The 15,364-nt window shown below is 73.1% G+C and carries 11 protein-coding genes and 1 pseudogene; 3 read left to right on the top strand and 9 right to left on the bottom strand.

The window, feature by feature from the left end:
* Positions 1 to 2 precede the first annotated feature (2 nt).
* Positions 3 to 1,148 carry an acyl-CoA dehydrogenase gene (locus F1C76_02890; GenBank protein ID QNG35685.1) on the bottom strand — a complete coding sequence of 382 codons (1,146 nt, stop codon included), beginning with the start codon at positions 1,146 to 1,148 and terminating at the stop codon, positions 3 to 5.
* A gap of 80 nt (positions 1,149 to 1,228) precedes the next feature.
* Between F1C76_02890 and F1C76_02895 the strand changes: the two are divergent.
* Positions 1,229 to 5,901: pseudogene (locus F1C76_02895) on the top strand (ATP-dependent helicase).
* Positions 5,902 to 5,931: 30 nt separating this feature from the next.
* Here F1C76_02895 and F1C76_02900 read toward each other — a convergent pair.
* Together F1C76_02900 and F1C76_02905 are read right to left on the bottom strand one after the other, a co-directional pair.
* Positions 5,932 to 6,495: an antibiotic biosynthesis monooxygenase gene (locus tag F1C76_02900; protein QNG35686.1), complete on the bottom strand. Its 564-nt coding sequence runs from the start codon at positions 6,493 to 6,495 to the stop codon at positions 5,932 to 5,934.
* A 32-nt stretch (positions 6,496 to 6,527) separates the two neighbouring features.
* Entirely contained in the window at positions 6,528 to 7,088 is a 561-nt protein-coding gene (locus tag F1C76_02905; GenBank protein ID QNG35687.1) for an antibiotic biosynthesis monooxygenase, read from the bottom strand.
* 83 nt (positions 7,089 to 7,171) lie between these two features.
* On the opposite strand from F1C76_02905, the gene F1C76_02910 reads away from it, so the two are divergent.
* Entirely contained in the window at positions 7,172 to 8,020 is an 849-nt protein-coding gene (locus F1C76_02910) for a DNA glycosylase (GenBank protein ID QNG35688.1), read from the top strand.
* Here the strand turns inward: F1C76_02910 and F1C76_02915 are convergent.
* Positions 8,017 to 8,601, bottom strand: coding sequence for a hypothetical protein (locus F1C76_02915; GenBank protein QNG35689.1), 585 nt, complete (start codon positions 8,599 to 8,601; stop codon positions 8,017 to 8,019). The genes F1C76_02910 and F1C76_02915 overlap by 4 nt on opposite strands.
* Positions 8,602 to 8,686: 85 nt before the next feature.
* Positions 8,687 to 9,541, bottom strand: coding sequence for a PspA/IM30 family protein (locus F1C76_02920; protein ID QNG35690.1), 855 nt, complete (start codon positions 9,539 to 9,541; stop codon positions 8,687 to 8,689).
* A gap of 141 nt (positions 9,542 to 9,682) precedes the next feature.
* Between F1C76_02920 and F1C76_02925 the strand changes: the two genes are divergently transcribed.
* Positions 9,683 to 10,663 carry a carbohydrate kinase gene (locus tag F1C76_02925; GenBank protein ID QNG35691.1) on the top strand — a complete coding sequence of 327 codons (981 nt, stop codon included), beginning with the start codon at positions 9,683 to 9,685 and terminating at the stop codon, positions 10,661 to 10,663.
* Positions 10,664 to 10,725: 62 nt separating this feature from the next.
* On the opposite strand, the gene ugpC is transcribed toward F1C76_02925, so the two are convergent.
* The 4 genes from ugpC to F1C76_02945 form a co-directional block, all read right to left on the bottom strand.
* Positions 10,726 to 11,991, bottom strand: a complete 1,266-nt coding sequence (gene ugpC / locus F1C76_02930; GenBank protein ID QNG35692.1) for a sn-glycerol-3-phosphate ABC transporter ATP-binding protein UgpC — start codon at positions 11,989 to 11,991, stop codon at positions 10,726 to 10,728.
* Between the two features lie 46 nt (positions 11,992 to 12,037).
* Complete coding sequence (locus F1C76_02935) at positions 12,038 to 12,871, bottom strand: carbohydrate ABC transporter permease (GenBank protein ID QNG35693.1); 834 nt, start codon at positions 12,869 to 12,871, stop codon at positions 12,038 to 12,040.
* Complete coding sequence (locus tag F1C76_02940) at positions 12,871 to 13,731, bottom strand: sugar ABC transporter permease (protein QNG38968.1); 861 nt, start codon at positions 13,729 to 13,731, stop codon at positions 12,871 to 12,873. The genes F1C76_02935 and F1C76_02940 overlap by 1 nt, the downstream gene beginning before the upstream one ends.
* Positions 13,732 to 13,835: 104 nt before the next feature.
* Entirely contained in the window at positions 13,836 to 15,110 is a 1,275-nt protein-coding gene (locus tag F1C76_02945) for an extracellular solute-binding protein (GenBank protein QNG38969.1), read from the bottom strand.
* Positions 15,111 to 15,364: the final 254 nt, after the last annotated feature.

Consider the following 15,364-nt stretch of genomic DNA (forward strand, 5'->3'; position numbering starts at 1 on the left):
CCTCACAACCCCATGGACCGCCCGATGATCTCCTTCATGATCTCGTTGGTGCCGCCGTAGATGGACTGCACGCGGGCGTCGCGCCAGGCCTTGGACACCGGGTACTCGTCCATGTAGCCGTAGCCGCCGTGCAGCTGCAGGCACCGGTCGGCCGTCTTGTTCTGCAGCTCGGTGGTCCACCACTTGGCCATCGCGGCGTCGGTGGCGGTGAGCTCCCCGGCGTTGAGCTGGCGCACGCACTCGTCGACGAAGGCCCGGGCGATGGTGGCCTCGGTCTGCAGCTCGGCCAGGACGAAACGGCTGTTCTGGAAGCTGCCGACGGGCCTGCCGAACGCCGTCCGACCGGTCACGTACTCCACCGTCTGGGCCAGCACGGTCTCCACCGCCGCGACCGCGCCGGCGGCGATCGAGAGGCGCTCCTGGGGCAGGTTCTCCATCAGGTGCAGGAAGCCCCGGTTCTCGGTGCCCAGCAGGTTCTCCGCCGGCACCCGGACGTCGGTGAAGAACAGCTCCGCGGTGTCCTGGGCCTTGAGACCCACCTTGTCCAGGTTGCGACCCCGGGCGAAGCCGGGCATGTCCCGCTCGACGACGAGCAGGCTGATGCCCTTGGAGGCCGGGGCGTCGGGGTCGGTGCGGGCGACGACGATCACCAGGTCGGCGTTGATCCCGTTGGTGATGAACGTCTTGGACCCGTTCAGCACCCACCCGTCGCCGTCCTTGCGTCCGGTCGTGGTGATGCCCTGCAGGTCGCTGCCGGTGCCCGGCTCGGTCATCGCGATCGCGCTGACCAGCTGGCCGCTGCAGAACCGCGGCAGCCAGCGCTCCTGCTGCTCGGGGGTCGCCAGGTCGCGCAGGTAGGGCCCGGTGACGTCGTTGTGCAGGGTGAAGCCGACACCGGAGGCACCGATGCGCATCAGCTCCTCGCCGAGCACGGTGTTGTACCGGAAGTCGCGCACCCCGCCGCCGCCGTGCGCCTCCGGGAGGTCCATCCCGAGCAGGCCCTGCGCGCCCCCGGCGGTCCACACCTCGCGCGGCACGATGCCCTCGCGCTCCCACTGGCCGTGGAACGGCGCGACGTTCTTCTCCAGGAACGTCCGGGCGGTGTCCCGGAAGGCGTCGTGGTCGGCCTCGTACAGGTGGGAGCGCATGCGGCGAGTGTGACCGACAGCGCTGACTGTTTCCAGGGGCCGGACGGCGGCCGTCGCCGGGGGCGAACTGTCGTACCCCTGTGGACACTGGGGACGTGCCCACCGCCCCGTCCGCCCTCGACCGGTTCTCCGAGCCCACCCGGGCCTGGTTCACCGGCGCGTTCGACCGTCCGACGACGGCCCAGGAGGGCGCCTGGACGGCGATCAGCAGCGGCGAGCACGCCCTGGTGGTCGCCCCCACCGGCTCGGGGAAGACCCTGGCGGCGTTCCTGTGGTCGCTGGACCGGCTGGCCACCACCGCCCCGGCGGACGAGAAGTCCCGGTGCCGGGTGCTCTACGTGTCCCCGCTCAAGGCGCTGGCCGTCGACGTCGAGCGCAACCTGCGGGCGCCGCTGACCGGCATCGGCCAGGCCGCGGCCCGGCTGGGGCTCCCCCGCCCGGAGATCAGCGTGGGCATCCGGTCCGGTGACACCCCGGCCGACGAGCGCCGGGCCTTCGCCCGCCGGCCCACCGACATCCTCATCACCACCCCGGAGTCGCTGTTCCTGCTGATGACCAGCCAGGCGCGGGAGGCGCTGCGCGGGGTCGAGACGGTGATCATCGACGAGGTGCACGCGGTCTGCGGGAGCAAGCGCGGCGCCCACATGGCCGTCACGCTCGACCGGCTGGACACGATCCTCGACAAGCCCGCGCAGCGGATCGGGCTGTCGGCCACCGTGCGCCCCATCGACGAGGTCTCCACCTTCCTGGCCGGAGGCCGGCCGGTGCAGGTCGTCGCGCCGCCGTCGACCAAGAAGTGGGACCTGTCGGTCGTCGTCCCGGTGGAGGACATGAGCCAGCTCGGTCAGCCGACCGGGGAGATGGACGGCTCGGCCGCCGGTTCGCAGCCACGGACGTCGATCTGGCCCGCGGTCGAGGAACGGGTGCTGGACCTCATCGAGGAGCACCGCTCCACCATCGTGTTCGCCAACTCCCGTCGGTTGGCCGAGCGGCTCACCAGCCGGCTGAACGAGCTGGCCTACGAGCGCGCCACCGGCGACACCGTGCCCGCCGGGGCCGACGCCGCCCAGCTGATGGCCCAGGCCGGCGCCGGCGGGGGCCTCCCGGCGGACGCCAAGCCGGTCGCCTCGGCGCACCACGGGTCGGTCTCCCGCGAGCAGCGGGCCGTGGTCGAGGAGGCGCTGAAGTCCGGCCAGCTGCCGGCCGTGGTCGCCACCTCCTCCCTCGAGCTGGGCATCGACATGGGCGCGGTCGACCTGGTCATCCAGGTCGAGTCACCGCCGAACGTCGCCGCCGGTCTGCAGCGGGTCGGCCGGGCCGGGCACCAGGTCGGCGCGGTCAGCCGCGGGGTGCTCTTCCCGAAGTTCCGCGGCGACCTGGTGCAGTCGGCGGTGGTCGCCGAGCGGATGAAGTCCGGTGAGATCGAGTCGATCCGCTACCTGCGCAACCCCCTCGACGTGCTCGCCCAGCAGATCGTGGCCATCGTCGCGGTGCCCCCGGAGGCCGGCGGCGGGGTCACCGTCGACGAGCTGGCCGGGGTTCTGCGCCGGTCGGCGGCCTTCGCCTCGCTGCCGGACTCGGCGCTGCACGCCGTGCTGGACATGCTGGCCGGGCGCTACCCCTCCGACGCCTTCGCCGAGCTGCGCCCGCGGCTGACCTGGGACCGGATCACCGACACCCTCACCGCGCGCCAGGGCGCCCAGCGGCTGGCCGTGACCAGCGGCGGCACCATCCCCGACCGCGGTCTGTTCGGGGTCTTCATCGTCTCCGGCGGCGGGGAGACCGGCGGGCGACGGGTCGGCGAGCTCGACGAGGAGATGGTCTACGAGTCCCGGGTGGGCGACGTCTTCCTGCTCGTTCCTCCTCCTGGCGGATCGAGGAGATCACCCACGACCGGGTGCTGGTCACCCCGGCTCCCGGGCAGCCCGGGAAGATGCCGTTCTGGCACGGGGACACGCTGGGCCGCCCGCTGGAGCTGGGCCGGGCGCTGGGTGCCTTCCTCCGCGAGGTCGGCGGCGCCACCCCGGCCGCGGGCCTGGCACGGGCCAAGGCGGCCGGGCTCGACGACTGGGGTGCGGCGAACCTGCAGGCCTACCTGACCGAGCAGAAGGCGGCCACCGGGCACCTGCCCGACGACCGCACGCTGCTGGTCGAGCGGTTCCGGGACGAGCTGGGTGACTGGCGGATCGTCGTGCACTCCCCGTTCGGCGCGCAGGTCAACGCCCCCTGGGCGCTGGTGCTGGCCGCCCGGCTGCGGGAGAAGTACGGCGTGGACGTCGCCTCCATGCACGCCGACGACGGCATCGTGCTGCGGCTGCCCGACACGACCGGGGAGCCACCCGAGGCCGACCTGGTCCTGCTCGACCCCGACGACGTGGAGCGCGAGGTCACCGAGGAGGTCGGCAACTCCGCGCTGTTCGCCAGCCGCTTCCGGGAGTGTGCGGCGCGCGCCCTGCTGCTCCCCCGACGCGACCCCCGGCGGCGCACCCCGCTGTGGCAGCAGCGCCAGCGCGCGGCCCAGCTGCTCAGCGTGGCGAGCGAGTTCTCCTCCTTCCCGATCACCCTCGAGGCGGTCCGGGAGGTGCTGCAGGACGTCTACGACGTGCCGGGACTGGTCGAGCTGATGAGCGACGTCCGTTCCCGGCGGGTGCGGATGGCCGACGTGCAGACCCAGTCCGCGTCGCCGTTCGCCCAGTCCCTGCTCTTCGGCTACGTGGGCCAGTTCATCTACGAGGGCGACGCCCCGCTGGCCGAGCGCCGGGCCCAGGCCCTGGCGCTGGACACCGGGCTGCTGGCCGAGCTGCTCGGCCGCTCCGAGCTGCGCGAGCTGCTCGACGGCGATGCGCTCACCGAGATCGAGGCCGAGCTGCAGCGGCTGCCCACCGACCGGCACCCCCGCGACGTGGACACCGCGGCGGACCTGCTGCGGGTGGTCGGGGACCTGAGTGCCGCCGAGGCAGCCCCGCGCGGGGTCTCCCAGGAGTGGCTGGACGAGCTGGTCGCCTCCCGCCGGGCGCTGCGGGTCAGGATCGCCGGGGCCGACCGGTTCATCGCGATCGAGGACGCCGGGCGGTTCCGCGATGCCCTGGGCACCGCCCTCCCGGTCGGGGTGCCCGAGGTGTTCACCGAGCCGGTGGCCGACCCGCTGGGCGACCTCGTGGGTCGCTACGCCCGCACCCACGGGCCCTTCGTCCCCGGCGAGGTGGCCGACCGGCTCGGGCTGGGTGTGGCCGTGGTGACCACGACCATCCAGCGGCTGGTCGGCACCGGCCGGGTGGTGACCGGTGAGTTCCGGCCCGGCGGGGTCGGCCAGGAGTGGTGCGACGCCGAGGTGCTGCGCTCGATCCGCCGGCGCAGCCTGGCCAAGCTGCGCCAGGAGGTCGAGCCGGTCCCGATCGAGACGCTGGCCCGGTACACCCCGTCCTGGCAGTCGGTCGGCAGCCGGATGCGCGGGGTGGATGGCGTGCTGGCGGTGGTCGAGCAGCTCGCCGGGGCACTGGTGCCCGCCTCGGCGCTGGAGTCCCTGGTGTTGCCCTCGCGGGTGCAGGGCTACCAGCCGGGGATGCTCGACGAGCTGACCAGCGCGGGGGAGGTCCTCTGGGCCGGTGCGGGCGGGTTGGCCGCCGGGGACGGCTGGATCACCCTGGTGCCGGCCGACCTCGCGTCGCTGCTGCTGCCCGAGCCCCCGCTGGGCGCCCAGGACGAGGGCGGGGTGGGCTGGCAGGTGCTGGAGGAGCTCGCCGGCGGCCAGGCGCTGTTCTTCCGCGGGCTCGCCGACCGGGTGGGCGCCACCGACGACCAGGCCTTCGCCGAGGTCGTGTGGGACCTGGTGTGGTCCGGCGGGCTGACCAACGACACGCTGGCCCCGCTGCGGGCCCGCCTCGCCGGGGGCGGTGCGCACAAGAAGGCGGCCGCTCCCCCACGACCGCGGCTGGACCGCACCCGGTACGGCCGCACCCGCGTCGGTCGCCCGGCCATGCCCACCCGCAGCGGGCCGCCCATGGTGGCCGGCCGCTGGTCCCGGCTGCCCGACCTGGAGACGAACTCCACCAAGCGCAACAACGCCCGCACCGAGTCGCTGCTGGAACGGCACGGCGTGCTCACCCGCGGCGCGGTGATGGCCGAGCAGGTGCTCGGCGGCTTCAGCGCGGTCTACCCGATCCTGCGGGCCTACGAGGAGAACGGCCGGGCCCGCCGCGGGTACTTCGTGGAGACGCTCGGGGCCGCGCAGTTCGGCACCCCGGGCTCGATCGACCGGCTGCGCAGCTTCGCCACCCCCGACCGCACCCCCACCCCGGCGGTGGTGCTCGCCGCCACCGACCCGGCCAACGTCTACGGCGCGGCTCTGCCCTGGCCCGAGCGGACCGTGGGAGGTGCCCCGGGCGAGGCACCCTCCGGTGACGGTGCCGACGAGGCCGTCGACCTCGGCGAGGGCGCTCCGGCCGGGAAGAAGCGCGGCCAGACCGGTCACCGGGCGGGTCGCAAGGCCGGCGCGCTGGTGGTCCTGGTCGACGGGGAGCTGGTGCTCTACGTCGAGCGCGGCGGGAAGACGCTGCTGTCGTGGACCGAGGACGAGGTGGCCCTCAAGGAGGCGGCCACGGCGCTGTCCAACGCCGCCGCGGCCGGGGCGCTGGGCCGCATGGTCGTGCAGAAGGCCGACGGCGCCTCGGTGCACGAGCCGACCCCGCTGTCGGCGGCGCTGCAGGCCGCCGGGTTCTCCGCCACCCCCCGCGGGCTGCGGCTGCGCGGCTGAGTCGACGAGTCGGCATGTCGACTCGTCGACTCACCTGCCGCGGGGCCGCAACCAGCGGGCCAGCCGCCGGGTGAGGAACGGCATGCACACGTACCCCAGGGCCAGCACCAGCACGACGGCGTAGAACAGCGCCCGCAGCATTAACGGCCAGTGCGCCACCAGCGGGGCGACCACGGCCTGCACCACCAGCTGCAGCGCGAGCACCACGGCCACCGTCAGCAGGGTCAGCCGCAGCCGGGAGGGACCGTCGGCCCGGTCGGGGGCGGTGAAGAAGCTCTCCAGGCCGCTCACCCTGCTGTAGCGCGACCGGTCCACCATGGCCCCGGCCCGACCCAGCGCCTCGTGCCGCTGCGGCGAGCGCTCCCAACCGGCGAGCGCCTCGCGGTCGTGGAACCGGTAGACCAGGTGGTACTCCGAGCTGCCCGGCCCCGGGCGCAACAGGGTCGAGCCCAGGTGGCCGGGGAACGTGGCGGCCAGGGCCATGATCTCCGCGGCCCAGGCCTCGAACTCCTGGACCTGCTCCGGGCGCACCTGGCGCGCCGCGGTGACGGTGACCGGGTGGGTGTCCGGAGCGGGCGGACGACGGCGGGGCACGTCTCCAGCCTCCCCCAGCCGACCGGACGCCGTCAGCTGGGCCGCAGCCAGCCCGCCGTGACCCGGGTGAGCGCCGGCATGACGACGAAGCGCAGCCCGGTGACCACGATGACCGCGGAGATCAGCAGCCGGAGCGGCCAGGGCCAGTCCGCCACCAGGGGCTGGACCAGCAGGTGGAAGGTCGACGTCAGCAGGAAGACCCCGAGCACGGTCAGCAGCACCAGCTTCCAGGCCGGTGCGGGCTGCGGGGGCCGGGCGAAGAAGCCGTGCAGGCCCTCGACCCGGGCGAACTGCTCGTCCACCACGAGGTCGTGCACCCGCTGCAGCTGGGCGGCCCGCTCCGGGGACTCCTCCCAGCCGGCGAGCGAGGCGGCATCGGCGAACCGGTAGACCAGGTGGTACTCGTCGCCCGCGTCGCCGGGCCGCAGGGTGGAGGAGCCCAGGAACCCCGGGAACGTGGCCGCCAGTTCCTGCACGTCGCTCGCCCAGGCCTCGAACGCCTCCCGGCGGTCGGGGCGGACGGTGCGGGCAGCCGTCACGGTCACCGGCTCGGGGAGCCCGGCCACCGCGTTGCCCTGGAATCGTGTGCGCACGAGATGCCTCAGCGTTGAGAGACCTCGTCTCCTTCCCCGGTGTCAGGGGGCTCACAGCGTCCGCAACCGCGATCATGGACGACGTGCCCGAAGGAGACACCGTCTGGCTGGCGGCGAAGCGGATGCACGCCGCCCTGCACGGGGCCACGCTCGTCCGGGGCGAGCTGCGGGTGCCCCAGCTGGCCGAGATCGACCTGGCCGGGGCCACGGTCACCGAGGTGGTGCCGCGCGGCAAGCACATGCTCATCCGCTTCGCCGACGGCCGGACGCTGCGCACGCACTACCGGATGGACGGCAGCTGGCACGTCTACCGGCCGGGCGCCCGGTGGCGGGGCGGGCCGGCGTTCAGCATCCGGGCGGTCTTCACCACCCCCGAGTGGGAGTGCGTGGGCTACCGGCTGCACGACATGGCGATGGTGCGCACCAGCGACGAGGCCTCGGTCGTCGGTCACCTCGGGCCCGACGTGCTCGGCCCGGACTGGGACCTCGAGGAGGCGCTGCGCCGGTTGCGAGCACAGCCCGACGAGCAGATCGGCGTCGCGATCCTCGACCAGCGCAACCTCGCCGGGCTGGGCAACCTCTACAAGGTCGAGACGCTCTTCCTGTGCGGGGTGAACCCCTGGGCGCGGGTGGCCGACGTCCCCGACCTGCCCGGGCTGGTGGAGCGCGGGCGCTCCCTCATGCTGGCCAACCGCGACCGGCCCGAGCAGAGCACCACCGGCGACACCCGGCGGGGCCAGGACCACTGGGTGGCCGGCCGCAAGGGCCGCCCCTGCCGGCGCTGCCGCACGACGATCCTGCTCGGGGACCAGGGCCCGGACCTGCAGGAGCGGGTCACCTGGTGGTGCCCCCGCTGCCAGGCGACCCCGGCCCCGGTCCCGCGGGCCCGCACCGGCCAGCCGGGCACCGAGCCCCGCCGGGCGCGCTACTAGACGGTCCGGGCCAGCCCACGGGTGGTGCCGGCCAGCTGCTCGGCGGCCGCCGGCAGCCGACGCCGGGCAGCCGGGTCACCGGCGACGGCCTCGGCGGCGGCCCGGGTGAGCCGGTCGTGCGCGGTGACGCCGTCGTGCAGCCGGGCGACCAGCCGGTCCACGGTGGGCCCGGTCTGCGCCGGGTCACCGGTCGCCTCGACCGCCACGACGCCGTCGGCCAGCCGGTGCAGCACCTCCACCGAGGCGGCCACCCCGACCCAGTCGACGTCGAGGTCGCGACCCAGCCGGCCGGCGTGGCCTGCCAGCTCGACGTCCCGGGTGCGCAGCCGACGCACGGTGTCGGCGGCCCGGCTGGTCTCCGGCGGCAACGGCGCGGACGAGGGCCGCAGCAGCGGCGGGTGGCTCAGCCGGTGCACCCGCAGCACCCCGGCGACGACGACGGCGAGGAACACCAGGGAGCACACCCCCCAGAACACCTCACCGCCCTCGACGCCGTCCTGCACACCCACCTGCAGCGTCAGGACGACGCAGGCGGCGAGCCCGAGGAGCCGGTAGAGGACCGAGAGGACCGCCAGCCGCACACGCGCCGACCGCCGGCCCTGCCGCGTGCGAGCGGCGGGACCGGCGGTCGGTGTGGGGTCTCCCCCGGCGGAGGAGCTGCTCAGCTCAGGCGCCGTGGGTCTCGGGGCGCTGCACCGGCTGGGCGGCGGGCTGCTCGGTCGGCTGGGCCTGCGGGGTGCCCTGCTCGATCGCGCCGGCGGGCTGGGTGCCCCCGGTGACGGCCTGCTGGCCACCCTGCCCGCCGGCCATGCCGGAGCGGATCTGCTGCAGCCGCGAGGCGCCGGCGACGTCCAGGGTCGCCTTCTGCACCTCGAGCATGCGGCCCTCGACGGAGTTCTGGGCCAGCTCGGCCTGGCCGAGCGCGTTGGCGTAGCGGCGCTCGATCTTGTCGCGGACCTCGCCCAGGTTGGGCGTGTTGCCCGGCGCCGACAGCTCGTTGACGCTCTTGATCGAGGCCGACACCTGCTCCTGCATCTTGGCCTGCTCGAGCTGGGAGAGCAGCTTGGTGCGCTCGGCCAGGATGGTCTGCAGCCGCATGCGGGACTGCTCGACGGCGCCCTTGGCCTGCTCGGCGGCCTGCAGGGCCTCGTCGTGGCTGCGCTTGAGGTCCTCGACGCCCTGCTCGGCGGCGACCAGCTGGGTGGCGAAGGCCTGGGCGGCGTTCTCGTACTCGGCGGCCTTGGCCTCGTCGCCCTTGGCGCGGGTCTGGTCGGCCAGCGCGAGGGCCTGCTGGGCCGATCCCTGCAGTTGCTCGACCTCACCGAGCTGGCGGTTCAGGCGCATCTCCAGCTGGCGCTGGTTGCCCAGCACCGCGGCGGCCTGGTTGGCCAGCGACTGGTGCCGGTTCTGCTCGCCCTCGATGGCCTGGGCGATCTGGATCTTGGGGTCGGCGCGCTCGTCGATCTGCGCGTTGGCCGACGCCGTCAGGTACTTCCACAGCTTCACGAACGGGTTGGGCATGGTTCCTCCTGGTCCGGTGCGCGCCGTCCGGAGCGGACGACACACGCCGCGGGCGACGACGTCGTACCCCATCGTCCCAGCACACCACCCCCGTGCGGCAACACGGCACCCCGCGGGGCCGCCGCCGCTAGGGTCGCGGGCGTGCTGACCGTCCTCGGCGAGCTGGTCGTCGACCTCATCCCCGACCCCACGGCCGACGCCGGACCCGAGGGCACGGCCCCCCGGTTCGTCGCCCGCCCGGGGGGCAACGCGCTCAACGTCGCGGTCGCCGCCGGTCGGCTCGGGCACCCGGTGCACCTGCTGGCCCGGTTCGGCACCGGCCCACTGGCGGGCAACCTGCGCCGGCACGCCGAGCTGTCCGGGGTGGACCTCTCCCGATCGGTGGACTCCGGCGACCCGGTCAGCCTGGCCGTGGTCGGCCTGGGCCCCGACGGGTCGGCCGACTACGGCTTCCACGTGCTGGGCGCGGCCGACTGGCAGTGGACCGACGACGAGCTCGACGTGGCGTGGCCCGAGGGGAGCCGGGCCCTGCACGTCGGGTCGATCTCCTCGTGGACGGCGCCGGGGTGCGAGGCGATCGCCGGCCTCGCCGAGCGGCTGCACGCCGACGGGTCGGCCCTGGTCAGCGTCGACCCCAACATCCGGGCCGCGCTGGCCGAGGGGTTCGGCAACACCGCTGCCGACGTCCGCGCCCGGCTGTCCCGGCTGCTGGCCGTCGCCGACGTGGTCAAGGTCAGTGCCGAGGACCTCGCCTGGCTCGAGCCCGACACCACCGACCTGGACGAGGCCGCGCAGCGGTGGGCCGACGCCGGCCCCGGGGTCCTGCTGCTCACCGACGGTGGCGCCCCGCTGCGGGTCGCCCGCCCGGGCCGGCCCCTGCTGCGGCACACCCCGCCCACGGTCACCGTCGCCGACACGGTCGGCGCCGGGGACTCCCTCGCCGCCGGGTTCCTCACCGGCCTGCTGGACGCCGGTGTCACCACCCGGGCGGCGCTGGACGGGGTGGCCGACGACCTGCTCGCCCGGGTGGTCGCCGACGCGTCCCTGGTCGCTGCGCTGTGCTGCACCCGGGTGGGCGCGGACCCGCCCACCCGCGACGAGCTGGCTGCCGCCCGGGGGTGATCCCCGGACACCACGAGGGCCCCGGACCGCCACGGTCCGGGGCCCCCGTCGGGTGTGTCGGGTCAGGCAGCGCCGCTGGAGCGCTCCCCGGTGAGTCCACCGGCGGCCTCGGCCACCTGCTCCTCGCGGTCCTCATTGGCCATCTGGGTCAGTGCCGCACCGGCCTCGGCGTCCCGGGTGAGGTTCTCCCCGGACTCGGGGTCGAAGACGTGCACCTTGCGGCTGTCCAGCCAGAAGTCGGCGTCCCGACCCTCGCGGATGCGGCTGGTCGCGTCGATGGACACGATCGCCTGGGTGCGCAGCTCCTCGCTGTCCAGCTCGCGGGAGAGCTCCTGCAGGTGGGTGCGGATCTTCTCCGGCGCCTCGTAGGGGATGTAGGCGTACTGCTGGTCCCCCAGCCACTCGGTGACGTCGACCCGGGCGGTGAAGGTCGAGCCCAGCGGCTTCTTGGCGTCGTCGACCAGGGACGCGTCCTCGAAGTACTCCGGCCGGATGCCCACCAGCAGCAGGTCGCGGCCGGCGACGGCGGCGGCCCGACGCTCGTCGAGCTCGATCGGCCCGAAGGGCGTCTGCAGCGTGCTGCCCTCCACGGTCGCGGGCAGGAAGTTCATCGGCGGGGAGCCGATGAACCCGGCCACGAACAGGTTGACCGGCTGCTCGTAGAGCTCCCGGGGGGAGGCCACCTGCTGGATGGAGCCCTTGCGCAGCACGCACACCCGGTCGCCGAGGGTCATCGCCTCGGTCTGGTCGTGGGTGACGTAGACCGTGGTGATGCCCAGCCGGCGCTGCAGCCGGGCGATCTCGGTGCGCATCTGGCCGCGCAGCTTGGCGTCCAGGTTCGACAGCGGCTCGTCGAAGAGGAACGCCTCGGCCTGCCGGACGATGGCCCGGCCCATGGCCACCCGCTGGCGCTGGCCACCGGAGAGGTTGGCCGGCTTGCGCTCGAGGTGCTCGTGCAGCTCCAGGACGTCGGCGGCCTCCTTGACCAGGCGGTCCACCTTGTCGTCGGGGGTCTTGGCCAGCCGCAGCGGGAAGGCGATGTTCTCGTAGACGCTCATGTGCGGGTAGAGCGCGTAGTTCTGGAAGACCATCGACAGGTTGCGGTCGCGGGGGGCCTTGTCGTTCACCCGCTCCCCGCCGATGACCATGTCGCCGGACGTGATGTCCTCCAGGCCGACGATCATCCGCAGCAGGGTGGACTTCCCGCAGCCGGACGGGCCGACCAGGATCATGAACTCGCCGTCGGCGATGTCCAGGCTGATGTCGTTCACGGCGGGGAACCCGTCGCCGTACTTCTTGACGATGTTACGCATCTCGATCGAGGCCATCGTGGACTCCTGGGAGTGTGGTGGTCGGGCTGAGGGGACGGGCCGGTCAGCCCTTGACGGCGCCGTTGGTGAGACCGGCGACGATCCGACGCTGGAAGACCAGCACCAGGATCACGACGGGGATGGTCACGATGACCGCTGCTGCGGCGATCGCGCCGGTGGGGTCCTCGAACTGCGAGGCACCGGAGAACAGGCCCAGCGCTGCCGGGACCGGGCGGGAGGCGCCGGTCGAGGTGAGCGAGATGCCGTAGACGAAGTCGTTCCAGGCGATGAAGAACGCGATGATCGCCGTGGTGAAGACACCGGGGGCGGCCAGCGGGACGATCACCTTGCGGAAGGCCTGCCAGGTGGTCGCGCCGTCAACCTGCGCGGCCTGCTCCATCTCCCACGGGATCTCGCGGAAGAACGCCGACATGGTCCAGATCGACAGCGGCAGGGTCAGCGACAGGTACGGGATGATCAGCCCGGGCCAGGTGTCGTAGAGCCCGATCTGGCGCCACAGGTTGAACAGCGGCGTGACGATCGAGATCACCGGGAAGATCGCCACCCCGAGCGCGGTGCCGAGGATCAGCTTCTTGCCGGGGAAGTCCAGCCGGGCGATCGCGTAGGCGGCGAACATCGACAGGAACACGCTGATGAACGTGGCGATCAGGCAGATGCCGAAGCTGTTGCGCAGCGCCGGTAGGAACAGGCTGCTGGCATCGCCGTTGAGGATCAGCGCGTAGTTCTCCCCCGAGAACGCCGTGGGCAGGAACGACCCGTTGGCCAGGTCACTCGGCGCCTTGAACGACAGGGACACGATCCAGGCGATCGGGAAGAGCGCGTACAGCGCGATCGCGATGCCGGCGACGTACCACCAGGTCTTCTCCTTGGTCGACATCAGCCGTCACCCCTCGCCTGGGACAGGTCCACCTTGAACCCCTTGATGAAGATGAACGCGATCAGGACGACCGCGAGGAACAACAGGACCGAGACCGCCGACCCGAGACCGATCTCCAGCCGGGAGATCGTCTGCCGGTAGGCGAGGAAGGACACCGTCTCGGTGCCGTTGGCCCCCGCCGTCATCACGAAGATGGAGTCGAAGACGCGGAAGGCGTCCAGGGTGCGGAAGAGCAGCGCGACCATGATCGCGGCCTTCATGTTCGGGATGGTCACCCGACGCATCCGCTGCCACCAGGTGGCGCCGTCGACCTGCGCGGCCTCCTGGAGGACCTCGGGCACCTGGGCGAGACCGGCCAGCAGGAGCAGCGAGATGAAGGGCGTGGTCTTCCAGATCTCGGCCAGGCAGATGACGAACAGCGACGTCCCGAAGTCACCGAACCAGTCGGTCTCGGCGCTGACCCCGGGGAGCCAGGCGAACCAGCTGTTGACGAACCCGGTGTTGATGTCGAAGGCGAACTGCCAGGCGAACGCGGACACCACGGTGATGACCGCGTAGGGGATGAGGATGACCGCCCGCAGGAACGGCCGGATGGCCTTCAGCGCCTTGTTCATCACCATCGCCAGGGCGAAGCCGAGGACCAGCTCGACGGCCACGGTGATCAGCGTGATCAGCAGGGTCACCCCCACCGACTGCCACCACAGCTGGTCGGTGAGCACCACCACGTAGTTGCTCAGCCCGGTGAAGGAGCGGTTCTCCGGGTCGGTGAGCCGGTAGTCGAAGAGCGAGTCGTAGACGGCCTGGGCGATCGGGTACGCGGTGACCAGCAGCATCACCGCCATCGCCGGCCCCGCCAGCATCCAGCCGAGCTTGCGCTCGGCCTTCGCCCGGTCGCTGACCTGCTTCTTCACCGGCGCCGGGGCCGAGGCCCCGGTGCGCGCCCCGGTGGGCGCCTGGGTCGTGGTCACAACAGCTGCTCCTTACGCAGGACCGCTTCGATGAGCTCCGTCGCCGCCTGCGGCGTGCTGGAGGGGTCGACGGAGGCCGTCGGGTGGTACTCGCGCTGCAGGCCGCCGGAGACCTCGCTGTAGTACGGGGTCTGCGGGCGGGGAGCTGCCTGCTCCAGCGACTGCAGGATGGTCGGCGCCATCGGGAAGTCCTCGAGCACGGCCGGGTCGTCGTAGACCGCGGTGTCCGACGCCGGGTTGCCGTCGTTGACGAAGTAGAAGGCCTGGTTCTCCGTCGAGGTGATGCACTCGGTGGCCTCGTAGGCCAGGTCGGTGTGCTCGCTGTAGGCACCCACGCCCAGGTTGATCCCGCCGTAGGGCGGGGCGGCGTCGGTGCCCTCGTCGACCTGGGGGTAGACCGCCCAGCCGTAGTCGTCCACCGCGGACTGGTCCAGCGTGCCGCCCTCGACGGCAGCCAGTGCCCGGGCGTAGACGAACGGGTAGTTGACCATGAAGCCGGCCTGGTCGGACTCGAAGCCGGTGGCGGTGGAGTCCTCGTTGGCCGTGGAGAGCGCCGGGCCCACCTGACCGGAGTTCGAGATGTCCCGCATGACCTCGGTCGCGCGGACCCCGGCGTCGGAGGTCAGGCCGAGCTGGATCTGCTCGGGGTCGGTGGAGTTCTCCGCGATGATCGAGCCACCGGCGCTCTCGATGAGGGCGTTGAACCACACGGTCAGCGCCTCCGCGCGGATGCCCTGGACGCCGATCAGGCGGTCCTGGTCCTGGGCGGCGGTGATGATCTGGTCCCAGGTGACCGGCTGGGTCATGTCCAGCCCGGCGGCCTCGGCGACCGAGGTGCGGTACCAGAGCAGCTGGGTGTTGGCCCACCACGGCACGGTGACGAGCTCGCCGTCCCAGGTGGACCCCTCGATCGCGCTGGCCACCACGTCGGTGGTCACCCGCTCGGCGACGTCCTCGGGCACCGGGGCCAGGAAGCCGGCCTGGGCGAACTCGGGGATGAACGGCGGGTCCAGGCTCATGATGTCGATCGACGCGTCGTTGGCCGCCAACCGGCGGACCAGCTGCTCGCGCTGCGCCGAGGACTCCCGCGGGAGCACCGACGTGGTGATCGTGTAGGCCCCACCCGCGGCCTCGGTGCACCGGGCGGCGAGTTCGGCCTGCCCGCCGGAGTCGGGGTTGGTGTACCAGATCAACTCGGGGGTCCCCGACCCCCCGCCGCCGCAGGCGGCCAGCCCCGACGCCAGGACGACGGCGGCGGCCGTGGCCCCCAGGGCCCGCCGGGCTCGGCGGCCGGACGCGGCACTCCGCCGCTCCCGACCCGTGTGGACAACGCTGTCAGACACCCTGCAACCGCCTCCGTTGGCGTCGAGCGACCCGGGGGCCGCGACGGTCCGGCTGGTGGATGATCTTCACCCGGTCCAGGGACTGTGACCCAGGTCAAAGAGCGAGTCAAGCCGAAGGCCAGGCCGTTGCCAGTTCGTGTCCAGGTCGATGTGAACGCCCTGGTCGAGCCCCATCGACGGTG

The sequence above is a fragment of the Geodermatophilaceae bacterium NBWT11 genome, from assembly GCA_014218215.1.
Lineage (GTDB): Bacteria > Actinomycetota > Actinomycetes > Mycobacteriales > Geodermatophilaceae > Klenkia.

What these genes read in the sequence shown, in the direction of transcription:
- ugpC (QNG35692.1), bottom strand. Translation starts at nt 11,991, where the DNA reads ATGGCCTCGATCGAGATGCGTAACATCGTCAAGAAGTACGGCGACGGG.
- F1C76_02935 (QNG35693.1), bottom strand. Translation starts at nt 12,871, where the DNA reads ATGTCGACCAAGGAGAAGACCTGGTGGTACGTCGCCGGCATCGCGATC.
- F1C76_02920 (QNG35690.1), bottom strand. Translation starts at nt 9,541, where the DNA reads ATGCCCAACCCGTTCGTGAAGCTGTGGAAGTACCTGACGGCGTCGGCC.
- F1C76_02940 (QNG38968.1), bottom strand. Translation starts at nt 13,731, where the DNA reads ATGCTGGCGGGGCCGGCGATGGCGGTGATGCTGCTGGTCACCGCGTAC.
- F1C76_02890 (QNG35685.1), bottom strand. Translation starts at nt 1,148, where the DNA reads ATGCGCTCCCACCTGTACGAGGCCGACCACGACGCCTTCCGGGACACC.